We start from the raw sequence: 15,978 nt of genomic DNA on the forward strand, positions 1-15,978 counted from the left end.
GCGCGCCTTCCGCGACCGCGCCTACTCGCCCGGCATCGGCGTCGCCACCAACACGGCGGTGACGATGAGCACAGCAGTCGCGGTGGCGAGTTCGACCAGCGAGGAGCGCCGCAGCGCTGCGCTCGATGACGGGCTGCCAAGCGATGGCAGCACGCGTCGCCAGTTGTACGCGCCGGTGGCGGCAACGGCGGAGAGGAGTGCGAGCTTGAGCAGCAGTATGCGGCCGTAGTCGCTCCGCCACAGCTCGGCGACACCGCCGAGATTGCTCCAGGCGGCGATGACACCGGTGAGTCCGAGGAGCGCCGCGGCCACGAGCGCTGTGGGACTGAAAGCGCGGACGAGGCCGGCGATGCGGGCGTCGCCGTCGGTCGGATCCGCGACGGTGCGGGCCGCAGGGATGGCGACGGCTGTGAGCATCGCGAGTCCACCGATCCACGCGCCGGCCCCGATGATGTGCACGAGTTGGGTCAAGACTGCGACGAACGGGCGCACGGCGGCTGCAGGATGGCCTGCGAGCGGCTGGGTGAGCGCGAATGTGATGATTGCCGCTGAGGCCGCGGCCCACGCGGCGGCGCTCTCGCGCAGCCGTGGGGCGATCCAGGTGATGGCGACTGCGCTCGCGAGGGCGATCCACCACGCGCGGCCCCAGCCTGCGCGGAACAGCAAGGCGGAGAGTGTCGTGGCAGAGGGAGCGACCTCGCTGCCGAAGACCGCGGCGTGCTGTGCGGCGAGCCTCGCAAACGTCGCGGCGACAGCGGCGATGCCGAAGGCGTCAACAAGCGTCGGGAGCTTCGCGTCCACGGCGCGGCGGAGAGCCGCCGCATCGGGGCCGACGTAGCGCCGCATCACGATGAGACGGAGCGAGAGCGCCCCGAGCAGCCCGACGGTGACGATGGACAGCGCCGCACGGACACCGACATAGGCGGGTGACTCGACCCCGAAGATGCTGTCCATCGTGGGAGTCCGCGCCTAGTGTGGTGACGGGTGGGGCGCGTGCGCCGCGTGGGCCTCTGGCGCGCCGCTGGCTTGGACCTCGAATTCGAAGGTTCCGCGTACCGGGTGACCATCGGCTCCGGTGACCTGCCAACGCACCGTGTAACGGCCGGGTGCGAGCGTGGTGCTGACGCCGGCGACGACGGTGTTGGCGTCGCCGGTGGCCAAGCGCAGCGAGTCGAGCGGAATCGGGCGATCGCCGCGCAGCAAGGTGACGCGGGTCAGCGCGAGGTCAAGTGACTCGTTGAACGTGAGCGACAGGGTTCGGGGCGCGGCGACGCGGCTGTCAGCCGACGGGGTGGCACGGACCAGACGCGGATGGGCGCGCGCGGCCTGCAGCGGGGTCGCGAGCGAAAGCCCGAGGGCGGCGTGGCCTACCGAATCGGTGGACCGGCGCTCCTCGACCACGTACGTGCCGAGGTGCCTGAAGGGCTTCGGGGCGTCGCGGAACGCGCTTCGGCGCGTGGGCAAGCCGCGATCTATCTGCTGTCGGGCAGTGTGGCGATCGCCGTATTCGTCGTGGCCGACGCGATTCGCGAGGAGAGCCGCGCGGCCGTTGACGCGCTGCACGCGGCCGGGCTCGAAGTCGCGATGCTCACCGGGGACGCGGAGCCCGTCGCGAAGGCCGTGGCCGCAGACCTCGGAATCGATACGGTCTTCGCCCGCGTGCTCCCGGAGGACAAGGCGTTGCGGGTGCGCACGCTCCAGGAACAGGGTAAGAAGGTTGCGATGGTGGGTGACGGCGTCAACGACGCCCCGGCCCTCGCCACGGCCGACATCGGCATCGCGATCGGCGCCGGCACCGATGTGGCGGTCGAGGCGGGGCATATCGTGCTGGTGCGTTCGGACCCACGGGACATCCCGCGCATCGTGTCGCTCTCGCGAGCCACGTATCGCAAGATGATCCAGAATCTCTGGTGGGCCGCCGGTTACAACATCGTCGCGATTCCGCTGGCGGCCGGCGTGCTCTCGGCGTGGGGAGTCGTCTTGACGCCTGCGGTCGGTGCGGTCCTGATGTCCGCGAGCACGATTGTCGTGGCAATCAATGCACAACTCCTCCGGCGTGTGGAGATCTGAGGTGACCAAGCCATCAGCAACCGACGTGCTCGCCGACCTGCGGCTCGCGGCGCTCGTGGCCGCGACCAGTGCTGAGGATCAGGCCAGGGTGCGACGCATCGCGGAGGAGGCGGCTGCCACGTTTGCGGCAATGGCCCGGGTTCGGAAGGGCGTGACGATCTTTGGATCCGCCCGTGCGGCCCCGGTGACTCGCTGGGGCGCGCTGGCGCATCGGGTGTCCTGGGCCCTGGCCGACGCTGGGTTCACCGTGATCACCGGCGGTGGGCCCGGTCTGATGGCCGCCGCGAACCAAGGAGCGCAGGACGCGGGTGCGGCGTCCGTCGGACTCACGATCGAGCTCCCGCACGACGAACCCGCCAACGCGTTCCTCTCACTCCGCGTTCCGTTCCACTACTTCTTCCTGCGTAAGCTCGCGCTTGTACGGTACAGTTGCGCGTTCGTCCTGCTGCCGGGCGGATTCGGGACACTGGATGAACTGTTCGAGGCGCTGAACCTCCGCCACACGAGGCGCCTTGAGTCCTTCCCGGTGATTCTCGTGGGGACCGAGTACTGGCAGGGCCTTGTCGACTGGCTTCGGCGGGTGGCCATTCCCGCTGGCTCCCTGGCGCCCGAGGATGTGGATGGCATCACCATCACTGATGATCCGGGCACGGTCGTGACCGAGGTCACGCGCTGTCACGCGACGTTGTGTCGCACGCTGGGGATAGCGCAGTGAGGGGCCGGCCTTCCCCTCCTCGGCCGTACGCCACGGTCCGAGCGTCAGACTTTACCTTACGTAAACTCAGGGCATCGGCGACGGTGTCCTCGGGCCGCGGCCACGAGATTGCAGGTGCCCGGACTGGTGAGCCGTCTCCGGGTGCGTCGTTCACCCGTGGTCTCGGAGGGCTGGTGCATCACTCGCGTTGGGAGGCACGAGGACTCCGCTTGGCGATGCTGGGGATATGCGTGGTGGCGTTCGGGGCGCCGTCTGCGGCGGCGCAGCAAGCCACATCGCCAATCGGTCAGCGCGGTGGGCTCCCGTCGGCCGACAACGCGCTGCAACTCGGGTCGCTGTACGACACCGCGCGCCTGACGAGTCCGCGCATCCAGGCGGCGGAGGCACAGGCGCGGGCCCGTGCCGCGCAGGCGCTCACCGTGACGCGTCCGCCAGACCCTCGCGTCCAGCTCGGGTTGATGAACCGGGAACTCCCGGGATTCGCGCCGATGGATCCGTTGGGGATGTCGCAGCTGCAGGTGATGCAGATGCTGCCCACCGCCGGGAAACTTGGGCTGGCCGCAGAGGTGGCGCGCGTGCGCGCCACCGGCGTGGCGTTCCAGGCCGCTGAGGTCGCGTGGGAAGTCCGCGCCGGAGTCGCGGCAGCGTTCTACGAGCTCTACCGCGTCGAGCGCGCTGTCGGCATCGCCTTCGAGACGCGGCGGCTGATGGAGAATGTCGCCGGCGTCGCGGAGGCGATGTATCGGGTCGGTGAGGCGCCGCAGGCCGACGTACTGAAGGCGCGGGTCGAAGTCGCGCGGATGAGTGAGGAGATCGTGGTGATGCAGGCGATGCGTCAGGTCGCGCTTGCGCGACTGGGCGGGTTACTCGACCGCGCGTTCGGAGACTCGACACCGCCCGCGGTCCTGCCGGCGTTTCCGGCGCAACTGCCGTCGCAGCCCGAGCTCGAGGCGATGGCCCTGCAGGGTCGTCCGATGCTGCGCGCGGGCGATGCGGAGGTGGCGGCGGCCGACGCGGCACGCACGCTCGCGAACCGTGAACTCATACCCGATGTGGAACTGGGGTTTCAGTACGGCCAACGCGGTGGCGCGATGGGCACCGAGCGCATGGGCAGCCTGATGGTCGGGGCGTCGGTGCCAGTATTCGCCCGACGCCGACAGCTGCCGATGCGTGCGGAGGCGGAGGCGATGCGCGCGATGGCGGTGGCCGATCTCACGGCGATGCGCGCCGAGACCCGCGCACGCGTGGGCGCGGCCTACGCGGAATGGCAACGCGCGCGGAACCTGCAGGCGCTCTATCGCTCGACGGTGTTGCCGCAGGCCCGCGCTGCCGTGGATGCGGCGCTGGCGTCGTACCGCGTCGGCGGCGTGAACCTGATGACGCTGCTCGACAACCAAGCGACGGTGAATCGCTATGCACAGGAGTTGGCGGGGCTGGAAGCGATGGAAGGCATCGCGTTGGCGGAGCTCGAGATGCTGATGGGGCGTGAACTCTTTGACGCGCGACGCGGCGCCGATGGACCGGAGAATCGATGACATTCGAGACTGTGGCGCGTGTGCGCTGGCGTGGCGTCGCCTTGGGCGCCGTGGTGCTGGCGGTGGCGGCTGGCGTGGCGTGGTGGGCAACGCGGAACACGTCTGACCCCGCCGCAGCGGCGGGGCACGCGCACGGCGCGGGGGCCGCGGGCGGTACCTCGGGCCCGGTGATGCTCGATTCCGCACAGGCCGCACGGATCGGCGTGTCGTACGCGCAGGCCGAGCGTGGGGTGATCGAGCAGGAGATTCGCAGCGTCGGGCAAGTGACGTACGACGAGACGCTGGTGCGCACCGTGAGCCTCAAGTTCGACGGCTGGGTCGAGCGGCTCTTCGTGGACTTCACCGGCCGCGCGGTGCGTGCCGGCGAACCGCTGCTCGTCACCTACGCGCCGATGCTGGCCAGCGCGGAGGAGGAACTGGTGTTGGCGCACCAGTTGCTGCGCGATGTGCAGGGCGCCGACAGTGCCACGCGACGCGGCGCCGAGCGGATGCTGATCGGCGCGCGGGAAAGACTGCGCAATTGGGACGTACCCGCCGAGGAAATCGCACGCGCGGAGGAGTCGGGCGAGAGCCGCCGCACGTTGGAGATTCGGGCGCCCTACGACGGCGTGGTCATCGAGAAACTCGTGAACGAAGGCCAGCGCGTGATGGCGGGCGATCCACTGCTGCGCATTGCAGACCTGCGTCGGGTGTGGGTGGAGGCAGAAGTGTTTGAGCAGGATGTCGCACTCGTACGCCTCGGGCAGCGCGTGACGGTGGAACTCGACGCGTTCGCGGGCCGCCCGCGCTCCGGACCGATCGTCTTCCTGCAACCCACGGTGGATCCGGAGACGCGAACGCTGCGCGTGCGCGTGGAACTCGATAACGCCGACGGCCAGCTACGCCCTGGGATGTACGCGACCATCCGCGTGCGGGCGACGGGTTCCGGGGCTGTGGTGCACGTGCCCCGTTCCGCCGTGCTCTCCACTGGACGCCGTGACATCGTATTCGTGCGGATGGACGACGGAATGCTTCAGCCGCGGCCGGTGGTGCTCGGCATTGCCTCCGACGATCGCGTGGAGATTCGGTCGGGCCTTGCAGTGGGCGAGACCGTCGTGTCGTCCGCGACGTTCCTTGTGGACGCGGAGTCGAATCTGGGCGCGGCGCTCGGCGCGATGGCGGGCATGCCGGGAATGGAAGCGCCGACACCGAGCAAGTCGGTGCCGCCGCCTCCGCCCGCTCACGATCACTGAGGCGCCGCGCGATGCTCAAACGAATCATCGAGTGGTCGGTCCGGAACATCTTCCTCGTGACGCTTGCGACGGTGGCTGCCATCGGGGGCGGTGTCATCGCGCTGCAGCGCACGCCGCTCGAGGCCCTGCCCGACTTGAGCGACGTACAGGTCATCATCCAGACCGAATACAGCGAGCAGGCGCCGCAGATTGTCGAGGACCAGATCACCTACCCGATTGCGGCCGAGATGCTGAAGGTGCCGGGGGCGGAGGTGGTGCGCGGGTACTCGTTCTTCGGCGTCTCGTTCGTGTACATCATCTTTGACGACGACACCGACCTCTACTGGGCCCGTAGTCGTGTGCTCGAGTACCTGAATGGTCTCAAGGGTCGTCTCCCGGCGTCCGTGTCGCCGACGCTAGGTCCAGACGCCACCGGACTCGGCTGGGTGTATCAGTACGCGCTCGAGGACACCACCGGCCGCCTCGACCTATCTGAGTTGCGAGCACTGCAGGATTGGTATCTCCGCTATGAGCTCACCGCCGTGCCCGGCGTCTCGGAGGTCGCTACCGTCGGGGGCTACGAAAAGCAGTACCAAGTGGATCTCGACCCCGCGAAGCTTCTCGCGTATGGCATTCCCGTCACTCGGGTGATGCAGGCCATCCAGACATCGAACGCCGACATCGGCGCGATGGTCGTCGAGCTATCCGAGCGCGAGTATATGGTGCGGGGCTTGGGGTACCTCAAGTCGCTGCGTGATATCGAGAACATCGTCGTCGGGGCGACGGATCGCGGGACGCCGATCCGCGTGGCCGAGGTGGGCCGCGTGTCGGTCGGGCCGGCCGTGCGTCGCGGCGTCGCCGAGCTCGACGGTCGTGGAGACGCGGTCGGCGCCATCGTCGTGATGCGCTTTGGCGAGAACGCACTCGCAACGATTGCACGCGTCAAGGAGCGCATTGCGCAGGTGGCGCCGGCGTTGCCGCCCGGCGTCGTCCTGCGGCCCGTGTACGACCGCAGTGATCTCATCGAGCGCGCCATTGCGAACTTGCGATTCAAGCTGCTGGAAGAGAGTCTCGTGGTCGCGCTGGTCTGCATCGTCTTCTTACTGCACGCGCGCTCGGCGCTCGTGGCAATCATCACGCTGCCAGTGGGCATTCTCATCGCGTTCATCGCGATGCGCTACGTCGGCGTTGGTGCCGACATTATGTCGCTCGGCGGCATCGCGATTGCCATTGGCGCGATGATTGACGCCGCGATCGTGATGATCGAGAATCTGCACAAGCATCTGGAGCGTGCCATCGTTGCGCGCGAGCAACCGGGCGCGGTGGAATCGCGCTGGCTCGACACGGGCACGCTCACGCACGCCGAGCGTTGGCAGGCGGTGGTCGAGTCGGCGCAGGAAGTGGGGCCCGCGCTCTTCTTCTCGTTGCTCATCATTACCGTCTCGTTCCTGCCCGTCTTTGCGCTGGAGGGGCAAGAAGGCCGGCTGTTCTCGCCGCTCGCATACACTAAGACGTTCGCAATGGCGGCGTCCAGTTTACTGTCTGTGACGCTGGTACCCGTGGCGATGGGCCTGTTTGTACGTGGACGCATCTACCGGGAATCGGCCAATCCCGTCAATCGATGGCTGATGCGTGCGTATCACCCGCTCATCACGTTCGTGCTGCGGCATCGCTGGCCGGTGGTGATCGCTTCGGTAGCGGCAGTGATTCTGACGTGGATACCGTGGTCGCGGATTGGCAGTGAGTTCATGCCGAGATTGGAAGAGGGTACGGTGCTCTACATGCCGACGACCTTGCCCGGCGTGAGCGTGGCGCGTGCGCGTGAGCTGCTCGGCATGCAAGCCGATATCATTCGGACGTTTCCCGAAGTGGCACACGTGTGGGGGAAGGCGGGTCGGGCGAACACGGCCACTGATCCCGCCGGGCTCGATATGATCGAGACAACCATTACGCTGCGCCCTCAAGAGGAATGGCGCGCGGGGATGACCTACGACCGGCTCGTTGCTCAGCTGGATTCTGCGCTGCGCGTCCCAGGCGTGACGAATGCGTGGACGATGCCGATCCAAGGCCGCAACGATATGCTCGCTACCGGCATCCGCACACCAGTGGGCATTAAGGTGTTTGGTCCTGATCTCGCGGAACTGGAGCGGCTCGGTCGCGAGATTGAGCAGGCGGTGCGGATGGTGCCCGGCACCCGCAGTGCGTTCGCTGAGCGCGCCGTGAGCGGCTATTACCTCGACATAGACATTGATCGGCAGGCGGCTGCGCGGCACGGACTCAATGTCGGCGACGTGCAAGCGGTCATCGCGACCGCGATTGGCGGCATGACAATCACGCAGACGGTCGAGGGAAGGCGCCGGTTCGGCGTGCGGGTGCGGTATCCGCAGGAACTGCGGGACTCGCCAGAGCGCTTGGCGTCGGTGCTCGTGCCGGTGGCGCACGGAGCTGGCGGATCCAGCGCCGCTGCGAGTGGAGGAATGGGCGGGATGGGAGCAGAGAACGGCGGAGGCGGCAAGAAGCCTGCGCAGGTGCCGCTGGGCCAGCTGGCGCGCATTACGCCCGTCGCGGGTCCAATGGTGGTCCGCACCGAAGGCGCGATGCCCACGGCGTGGGTGTACGTGGACGTCGTGGACCGCGACATCGGTAGCTATGTCGCGGAGGCGCAGCGTGCAGTGTCCGAACAGGTCACTCTCCCCACAGGCTACTCCGTCGTATGGAGCGGACAGTACGAGTATATGCAGCGCGCGAAGGAGCGGATGAAGCTCGTCATTCCGGCAACGCTCGCGCTGATCTTCCTGTTGCTGTACCTGAACTTCGGCAACGTCAGCGAGTCGTTGATTGTGATGCTCTCGCTGCCGTTTGCGTTGGTCGGCGGACTCTGGTTCCTCTGGCTGCTCGGCTACAACTGGTCGGTGGCCGTGGCGATCGGCTTCATTGCGCTCGCAGGCGTCGCCGCCGAGACGGGCGTGGTGATGCTGATTTACCTCGACCACGCGTGGCAGGCACGGACGGCGGCGGGGCAGCGTGCGACTCTCGCCGATCTCTACGACGCCGTGATTGAGGGCGCGGTCGAGCGTGTGCGCCCCAAGATGATGACGGTGACCGCAATCATGGGCGGGCTCTTGCCCTTGCTCTGGGGCACGGGAGCGGGCGGCACGGTGATGCGGCGAATCGCGGCGCCGATGATCGGCGGGATGGTCTCGAGCACGGTGCTGACGCTGCTCGTGATTCCTGCGGTCTATTCGCTGTGGAAGGAGCGGGAGGTGCTCCGCGGCGCCGGAGAGCTCGCGTCACAGGAGGTGACATGAATCCACCGCCACACGACGTAGCGAGAACCAGCGACATGACTGACGGCAATCAAGCATACACACAATGCGGAGGAAGGACGATGAACTCGAACACCAGGATGATCTGCAGCGCGATCGCAGCGGTGATGCTGACGCTGCCATCGCTTTCGGCGGCCCAGACCGTTGACACTGCGCAGACGCGGTTTCAACCGCAGAACGTGATTTAGTACCTGAGGCCGCAGGACAAGCGCGGCCTGAACCTGTTCGAAACCTCGAAGGAGGCCGGGGCGGAGTATCGGGGCTTCGCGCTGCAGTGGGGTGCAGCGTTCACGCAGCAGTTCCAGGCGCTCTCGCACTCGAACACCGCCGATTCGGTGGCAGTGCCTGCCGTGGCGCCGTCGCCGGGCAACGCCGGCAGCGCTGCGATCGCGAACCGCAATCGGTTGATGGAAGTCGGCAATGGTTTCAACAATGCCACGGCCAATATGTATCTCCACGCGCAGCTTGCGCCCGGGGTGCGCGTCCAGCTGACCAGCTACCTCTCCGCGCGGCGTCACAACGAGACGTGGGTGAAGGACGGATTCTTGCAGATCGACGAGTCCCCGATCGACCTGCCGCTCTTCAACGACATCATGAAGTACACGACGCTGAAGATCGGTCACTTCGAGATCAACTACGGCGACTTTCATTTTCGGCGAACGGACAACGGGCAGGCCCTGTACAATCCGTTCGTCGGGAACCTGATTCTCGATGCGTTCACCACAGAAGTCGGCACTGAGGCAATCGTCCAGAAGGGAGATCTCTTCGGCGTCATCGCCCTGACCAACGGCGAGATCCGCGGCAACATCCAGCGTCCGAACAGTCGTGAACCAGCGCTGATGTTCAAGGCGGGATTCGATCGCCAGATGAGCGAGGATCTGCGCGTCCGCCTCTCCGGATCGTATCGCACACAGAAGGGAGCCATCAACAACACATTCTACACCGGTGATCGCGCGGGGTCTCGCTACTACTACGTCCTGGAGAACTACGTGGCGACCGAAACGGCGAACGCGTCGTCTGGGATGATCAACCCGGGCTTCAGCGATGCGGTCACGGCGTACATGATCAACCCGTTCGTCAAGTTCCGCGGGCTCGAGTTCTTCGGCGTCTATGAGAACGCGTCCGGGCGTGGGCAGGAAGGGACGGGTGGTGCACCGGCTGGAGTCGCGCCGCCAGAGCGCGATGTGACGCAGCTGATGGCCGAGCTCGTGTATCGGTTCTTGCCGGGTGAACGGCTCTTTGTGGGTGGCCGCTGGAACACCGTGACCGGAAACCTCGGGGGCGCCAATAGCGACATCGAGGTGACCCGCAGCAACTTCGGCGGCGGCTGGTGGATCACGCCGAGCCTGCTGCTCAAGGCCGAGTATGTGAACCAGACTTACGACGGCTTCAGCAGCACCGACATTCGCAACGGCGGCCGGTTCAAGGGTTTCGTGCTCGAAGCGGTGACGGCTTTCTAGGGGACAGGCGCGCGAGGCTCGGGCGGAGCCGCTTCGAGACGTATCGCCCGAGCCTCGCGCACGCGGCCGTGTGCAGCCGGTTGGCAACTTCAGTGGTGAAGCGAAGCCTTCATCCCGAAGACGTCCGCGAACGCCTGGACCGTCGCCTCGCGCACATCCTCGCCCAGCGTGGGTGAGGGTGCGAGGCAAAGCCCCGCCTCGCTGCGCTCGAGCAGTTCGCGTTCCACAGATGTCATGTCCACGCCAGGCAGGCCGCAGGGCACCATGAGGTCGAAGTAGCTCAGATCCGTGGTGACGTTGAGGGCGAAGCCGTGCCAAGTCACCCACTGCCGTGCGTGCACCCCGATGCTGGCGAGTTTGCGGGCCGCGCGAATCTCCGCACCCGAGGCATCACGCAGCGGCTGCGTCCAGATGCCGGTCTTCTTCTCCACGCGCTCGGCGACGATGCCGAACTTCGCGACCGCACGGATCAGCACCTCCTCGACCTGCCGCAGGTACCAGTGCAGGTCCTGCTTGTGCTCGGTGAGGTTCACGATCGGATAGCCGACGAGCTGACCCGGCCCGTGGAAGGTGACGTCGCCGCCACGCTCCACCTCAAACAGCTCCACGCCACGCGCCGCCAGGAGCTCCGGCGTGAACAGCAGGTTCTCCTGCTTGGTGGATCGTCCCAGCGTGATCACCGGCGGATGCTCCACGAGCAGCAGCACGTCCTGCGGGATCTCCTTCGAGATCCGCTTGGCCGCCACCTCCCGCTGGAACGACAAGGCCTCCGCATAGCTGCGGAGGCCGAGGTCGTAAACGAGAAACTCCTTCACGGTGCGAGACTACGCGCTTACGCGTGCAGCATCTTCCCCATCGAGTCGAGCACCGCCTCGGCGATCGCCTCGCTGAGCGTCGGATGCGCGTGGATGGCGAGGTCGATCTCCTCCACGGTGAACTCGTTCTCGCGGGCCACGGCGAACTCGTGGATCATCTCGGTCGCGTGCGCGCCGATGATATGCGCGCCGAGGATCTCGCCGTGCTTCTCGTCGCGGATGACCTTCACGAAGCCCTCGGTCTCGCCGCTGGTGCGCGCGCGGCCGTTGGCCGAGAAGGGGAACTTGCCGACCTTGTACTTGAGGCCCTTCTCCTTCACCTGCGCCTCGGTCATGCCGATGCTGGCGACTTCCGGGTGGCAGTAGGTGGCGTTGGGGATGTTGCCGTAGTTCACCGGGTGATGCTTGTGGCCGGCGATGATGTCGGCCACGACATGGCCCTCGCGCGAGCCCTTGTGGGCGAGCATCGGCGGGCCGGCGACGTCGCCGATCGCGTACACGCCCTTGGCAGTCGTCTCGAACTTGTCGTTGATCTTGATGAAGCCGCGTTCGGTGGTCTGCACGCCGGCTTCCTTGAGGCCGATGTTCTCGATGTTCGGCGCGCGGCCCGCGGCGACGAGCACGAGGTCGAAGGTCATCTCCTTCTTCTCGCCGTTGGCCTCGACGGGGATGGTGACGTCCTTCTTGCCCTTCTTCGCGGTGCCGAGCTTGGCGCCGGTGATGACTTCGATGCCGCGCTTCTTGAACGCCTTGTTCAGCTCGACGGAGCAGTCTTCGTCCTCGACCGGCAGGATGCGCGGCATGACCTCGAGCAGCGTCACCTTGGAGCCGAAGGCGTTGAACACGTCGGCGAACTCGCAGCCGACGGCACCGGCGCCAATCACGGCGATCGTGGCGGGCGCCTTCTCGAGCGTGAGCGCCTCGTCCGACGAGAGGATCAGCTGCTTGTCGAGCTCGAGGCCGATCTGCGGCAGTCCCTTCACGCGCGAGCCGGTGGCGATGACGACGCCCTTCGTCGCGGTGTGCGTCTCCGTCTTGCCGTCGGCGCCGGTGACCTTCACCGACTTGTTCGGACCGAGCACACCCGTGCCCTTGAGCCAGGTGATCTTGTTCTTCTTGAAGAGGAACTCGACGCCCTTGGAGTTCTGGGCCGAGACCTGGCGCGAACGCTTCATCGCGACGCCGTAGTCCAGCGTGACCTTCTCGGCGGTGACGCCGAATTCCTTGCCCTTCGCGACCTTCTGCGCGATGGACGCGGCTTCGAGCAGCGCCTTGGCGGGAATGCAGCCCCAGAGCACGCAGGTGCCGCCGAGGCCTTCGCGCTCGACGACGCCGACGTTGAGGCCGAGCTGGGCACCGCGGAGGGCGGCGACGTAGCCGGCGGGGCCGCCGCCGAGGACGAGGATATCGAACTGAGCCATAGTCTCTAACCGCAGATGTGAGATGTAAGATGTAAGACGTAAGTGGAACGACACTTACCTCTTCTTTCTGCTCGACTAGAACAGCAACAGCAACGGGTTTTCGATCAGGCGGCGCAGCGTCTGGAGGAACTTGGCGCCTACCGCTCCATCAATGATACGGTGGTCGCAGCTCATCGTGACGCGGAGCTTCTTCTTGACCTCGAAGCCGCCGTCCGCGCCGACTTGGACCTTGTCCTCGATGGCGCCGATGGCGAGGATCGCGGCCTCGGGCGGATTGATGATCGCGGTGAACTGGTCGATCTGCATCATGCCGAGGTTGCTCACGGAGAACGTCGAGCCCGTGAACTCCTCGGGCTTGAGCTTGCGCTCGCGGGCCTTCTTGGCGAGCACCTTGGCCTCGGCGCTGATCTGCGCCATGCCCTTGGTCTGCGCGTCGAAGATCACCGGGACGATCAAGCCGTCATCCGTCGCGACGGCCATGCCGAGGTGCACGGTGTTGAAGTAGCGGATCTTGTCGCCGAGCCAGTGCGCGTTCACTTCCGGATGCTGCGTGAGCGCGGTGGCGACGGCCTTCAGGATGATGTCGTTGAAGCTGACCTTGAACGCATCGCCCAGCTCGGCGGCGGCGCTGCGGAGCTCGGCGGCGCGCGAGAGGTCGAACTCGGCGGTCAGGTAAAACGTCGGGATCGGACCGATGGACTCGCCGAGGCGCCTGGCGATCGTCTTCCGGATCTGCGTGAGCGGCTCGTCGCGGAAGGCCTCGCCGTTGAAAGCCGGCGCCGCACGGAACGCAGGCGCTGCGGCCGCGGCGGGAGCCGGCGCGGCGGCGGCACGCGGAGCCGCGCCCTGCAGTGCGGCTTCGATGTCGCGCTTGATGATGCGACCGCCGGGGCCGGAGCCTTGGATGTTGCGGATGTCGAGGCCCGCGTCGCCGGCGATGCGGCGCGCCAGCGGAGAGGCCGTCACGCGACCGGTGGCCGTCGGTGCAGCCGCGACCGGCGCGGCGGCCGGAGCCGCCGCAGGCGTCGATGCCGCGGGAGCGGATGGAGCCGCAGGTGCAGCCGCGGGAGCCGCTGCCGCAGGAGCGGCCGCGCCCCCGGCGAGCAGCGCCGAGATGTCTTCGTCTGCGCCGGCGATGATGCCGACCAGCGAGCTCACCGGCGCCGTGGTGCCTTCGGGGATGAGCTGCTTGCGGAGGATGCCGTCGCCGCGGGCGACGAGCTCCATCACCGCCTTGTCGGTCTCGACTTCGGCGAGCACGTCACCTTGCTTGACGGCGGCGCCCTCGGCCTTGACCCACTTCACCAAGCGCCCCTCTTCCATCGTGGGGGAGAGGGCCTCCATGAAGACCTTAGTCGACATACATCACCTTCTTGACGGCGGCGATGGTCTTGGCGAGGTCGGGCTTGGCGGACTTCTCCAGCCCCTTGGCGTATGGCATGGGCACGTCTTCCTGGTGGACGCGCACGACGGGCGCGTCGAGGTCATCGAAGCATTCGCGCTGGACGTAGTCCACGACCTGGGCGCCGATGCCTGCCAGCTCCCAGCCTTCCTCTAGGACGACGGCGCGGTTGGTCTTGCGTACCGACGTGGCAATCGCCTCGACGTCCATCGGACGCACCGTGCGGAGGTCGACGACGTCGACCTTGATGCCTTCCTTGGCGAGCTCGTCGGCGGCCTTCATCGCGACCAGCACCATCTTGCCGTTCGTGATGATGGAGCAGTCCGACCCTTCTCGCTTGAGGTCGGCCTTGCCGATCGGCACGATGTACTCGTGCTCCGGCACTTCGCCCTTGGTGTTGTACAGCATCTCGCCCTCGAGCACGATGACCGGATTGTCGTCGCGGATGGCGGCCTTGAGCAGGCCCTTCGCGTCGTACGGCGTGCCCGGCGTCACGACCTTGATGCCGGGGATGTGCGCGAGCCAGCTCTCGAAGGCCTGCGAGTGCTGGGCCGAGAGCTGCAGCGCGGCGCCGTTGGGGCCGCGGAACACCATCGGCATCGGATACTGGCCGCCGGACATGTAGAGCATCTTGGCGGCGGAGTTGACGACCTGGTCGAGCGCGAGGATCGCGAAGTTCCAGGTCATGAACTCGATGATCGGCCGCAGGCCGACCATCGCGGCGCCGACGCCGACGCCGGCGAAGCCGAGCTCGGTGATCGGCGTGTCGACGACGCGCATCTCGCCGAACTCATCGAGGAGACCCTTGGAGACCTTGTAGGCGCCGTTGTACTGCGCGACTTCCTCACCCATGAGGAAGACGCGGTCGTCGCGGGACATCTCTTCGCGCAGGGCCTGGTTGAGGGCCTCGCGATACGTGATGACGGCCATCGCTCAGCTCTCCGTGGTGACGAGGACGTCTTCGTAGAGCGACTCGAGCGGCGGCTCCGGCGAGGCGTCGGCGAAATCCCACGAGTCCTGGCAGACGGCCTTGATCTCCTGCTCCATCGCGGCGAAGTCGTCGTCGCTGATGATGCCTTCGTCGAGCATCTTGGCCTTGAGCAGGTTGATCGGGTCGCGCTTGAGGTACTCGTCGAGTTCAGCCTTGGTGCGATACGTGCCGCTCACGGCGTCGGACATCGAGTGGCCCATGTAGCGATAGGTGCGCACCTCGAGGAGGACGGGCTTCTGTTCCTTGCGTGCATACGTGAGGGCGCGGGCCGTCGCGTCGCGGACGGCCATGACGTCCTGGCCATCCACGTGCTCGGCGTACATGCCGTCGTAGGCGTCGGCACGGCGGGAGAGATCCTTGATGGCGGCAGCGCGCTCGACGGCGGTGCCCATGCCGTACTTGTTGTTCTCGATGACGAAGATGCAGGGCAGCTTCCACAGCGCGGCCATGTTCAGCGCCTCGTGGAAGGCCCCGGTGTTCACCACGGACTCGCCCATGAAGCAGACGATGACCTGGTCGCCGCCGCGGTACTTGATGGCGAAGCCGACGCCGGCGGCGATCGGCACATGGCCGCCGACGATGCCGTGGCCGCCGAGGAAGTTCACGTTGCGGTCGAAGAGGTGCATGCTGCCGCCCTTGCCGCGCGAGCAGCCGTCGATGCGGCCGAAGAGCTCGGCCATCACCGAGCGCGGCGTCATGCCGCGGGCCAGCGCCTGGCCGTGGTCGCGGTAGGTGGTGATGACGTAGTCGTCGGGGCGGAGCATCGAGATGATGCCGGTCGAGACGGCTTCCTGGCCGATGTAGAGGTGGCAGAAGCCGCCGATCTTTCCGAGCGCGTAGGCCTCGCCGACCTTCTCCTCGAAGCGGCGCTGGAGGAGCATGCTGTGCAGCAGTTCCTTGAGGGTGGCGCCGTCGGCGCCGAGGGACTGCTCTGATTTCTTCTTGGGGGGCATCAGAACGGCAGATGTGAGATATGAGATGTGAGAAGTGAGAGAACGGCAACGACAGCCGCCATCACACGGAGCTCTGCGC

General features: G+C 66.8%; 12 protein-coding genes and 1 pseudogene. 6 read left to right on the plus strand and 7 right to left on the minus strand.

The window, feature by feature from the left end; genetic code table 11:
- Positions 1-21 precede the first annotated feature (21 nt).
- Together Strain318_RS02610 and Strain318_RS02615 are read right to left on the minus strand one after the other, a co-directional pair.
- Complete coding sequence (locus Strain318_RS02610) at positions 22-954, minus strand: CopD family protein (protein ID WP_367886978.1); 933 nt, start codon at positions 952-954, stop codon at positions 22-24.
- A gap of 15 nt (positions 955-969) precedes the next feature.
- Positions 970-1,401 (minus strand): copper resistance protein CopC, encoded by a 432-nt coding sequence (locus Strain318_RS02615; RefSeq protein ID WP_367886979.1) that lies wholly within the window; start codon positions 1,399-1,401, stop codon positions 970-972.
- On the opposite strand from Strain318_RS02615, the pseudogene Strain318_RS02620 reads away from it, so the two are divergent.
- The 6 genes and pseudogenes from Strain318_RS02620 to Strain318_RS02645 all read left to right on the plus strand — a co-directional run.
- Positions 1,360-2,070 (plus strand): annotated as a pseudogene (locus tag Strain318_RS02620) (HAD-IC family P-type ATPase); the annotation flags it as partial. The gene Strain318_RS02615 and the pseudogene Strain318_RS02620 sit on opposite strands and share 42 nt — an antisense overlap.
- 1 nt (position 2,071) lies before the next feature.
- A complete protein-coding gene (locus Strain318_RS02625; protein WP_367886980.1) occupies positions 2,072-2,785 on the plus strand; it encodes an LOG family protein in 714 nt (237 codons plus the stop codon).
- Positions 2,786-2,958: 173 nt separating this feature from the next.
- On the plus strand, positions 2,959-4,320 hold the full coding sequence (locus Strain318_RS02630; protein WP_367886981.1) for a TolC family protein: 1,362 nt from the start codon (positions 2,959-2,961) through the stop codon (positions 4,318-4,320).
- Entirely contained in the window at positions 4,317-5,552 is a 1,236-nt protein-coding gene (locus Strain318_RS02635; protein ID WP_367886982.1) for an efflux RND transporter periplasmic adaptor subunit, read from the plus strand. Before Strain318_RS02630 ends, Strain318_RS02635 begins: the two co-directional genes overlap by 4 nt.
- Positions 5,553-5,563: 11 nt before the next feature.
- Positions 5,564-8,839 (plus strand): efflux RND transporter permease subunit, encoded by a 3,276-nt coding sequence (locus Strain318_RS02640; protein ID WP_367886983.1) that lies wholly within the window; start codon positions 5,564-5,566, stop codon positions 8,837-8,839.
- A gap of 353 nt (positions 8,840-9,192) precedes the next feature.
- A complete protein-coding gene (locus tag Strain318_RS02645) occupies positions 9,193-10,317 on the plus strand; it encodes a hypothetical protein (protein ID WP_367886984.1) in 1,125 nt (374 codons plus the stop codon).
- Between the two features lie 89 nt (positions 10,318-10,406).
- On the opposite strand, the gene lipB is transcribed toward Strain318_RS02645, so the two are convergent.
- The 5 genes from lipB to pdhA all read right to left on the minus strand — a co-directional run bounded on the left by lipB (position 10,407) and on the right by pdhA (position 15,899).
- Positions 10,407-11,132, minus strand: coding sequence for a lipoyl(octanoyl) transferase LipB (lipB, locus tag Strain318_RS02650; protein WP_367886985.1), 726 nt, complete (start codon positions 11,130-11,132; stop codon positions 10,407-10,409).
- 17 nt (positions 11,133-11,149) lie between these two features.
- On the minus strand, positions 11,150-12,553 hold the full coding sequence (gene lpdA / locus Strain318_RS02655) for a dihydrolipoyl dehydrogenase (protein ID WP_367886986.1): 1,404 nt from the start codon (positions 12,551-12,553) through the stop codon (positions 11,150-11,152).
- Positions 12,554-12,628: 75 nt separating this feature from the next.
- Positions 12,629-13,915 carry a pyruvate dehydrogenase complex dihydrolipoamide acetyltransferase gene (locus tag Strain318_RS02660; protein WP_367886987.1) on the minus strand — a complete coding sequence of 429 codons (1,287 nt, stop codon included), beginning with the start codon at positions 13,913-13,915 and terminating at the stop codon, positions 12,629-12,631.
- Entirely contained in the window at positions 13,905-14,885 is a 981-nt protein-coding gene (locus Strain318_RS02665) for a pyruvate dehydrogenase complex E1 component subunit beta (RefSeq protein ID WP_367886988.1), read from the minus strand. Before Strain318_RS02665 ends, Strain318_RS02660 begins: the two co-directional genes overlap by 11 nt.
- Before the next feature lie 3 nt (positions 14,886-14,888).
- On the minus strand, positions 14,889-15,899 hold the full coding sequence (gene pdhA / locus Strain318_RS02670; RefSeq protein WP_367886989.1) for a pyruvate dehydrogenase (acetyl-transferring) E1 component subunit alpha: 1,011 nt from the start codon (positions 15,897-15,899) through the stop codon (positions 14,889-14,891).
- Between the last annotated feature and the right edge of the window lie 79 nt (positions 15,900-15,978).

Source organism: Pseudogemmatithrix spongiicola (assembly GCF_030623445.1).
Lineage (GTDB): Bacteria > Gemmatimonadota > Gemmatimonadetes > Gemmatimonadales > Gemmatimonadaceae > Pseudogemmatithrix > Pseudogemmatithrix spongiicola.

Excerpts from the sequence above, each read along its gene's own strand:
- Strain318_RS02635 (WP_367886982.1), top strand. The coding sequence starts at position 4,317 with ATGACATTCGAGACTGTGGCGCGTGTGCGCTGGCGTGGCGTCGCCTTG.
- Strain318_RS02665 (WP_367886988.1), bottom strand. The coding sequence starts at position 14,885 with ATGGCCGTCATCACGTATCGCGAGGCCCTCAACCAGGCCCTGCGCGAA.
- lpdA (WP_367886986.1), bottom strand. The coding sequence starts at position 12,553 with ATGGCTCAGTTCGATATCCTCGTCCTCGGCGGCGGCCCCGCCGGCTAC.
- Strain318_RS02640 (WP_367886983.1), top strand. The coding sequence starts at position 5,564 with ATGCTCAAACGAATCATCGAGTGGTCGGTCCGGAACATCTTCCTCGTG.
- Strain318_RS02660 (WP_367886987.1), bottom strand. The coding sequence starts at position 13,915 with ATGTCGACTAAGGTCTTCATGGAGGCCCTCTCCCCCACGATGGAAGAG.
- Strain318_RS02610 (WP_367886978.1), bottom strand. The coding sequence starts at position 954 with ATGGACAGCATCTTCGGGGTCGAGTCACCCGCCTATGTCGGTGTCCGT.
- pdhA (WP_367886989.1), bottom strand. The coding sequence starts at position 15,899 with ATGCCCCCCAAGAAGAAATCAGAGCAGTCCCTCGGCGCCGACGGCGCC.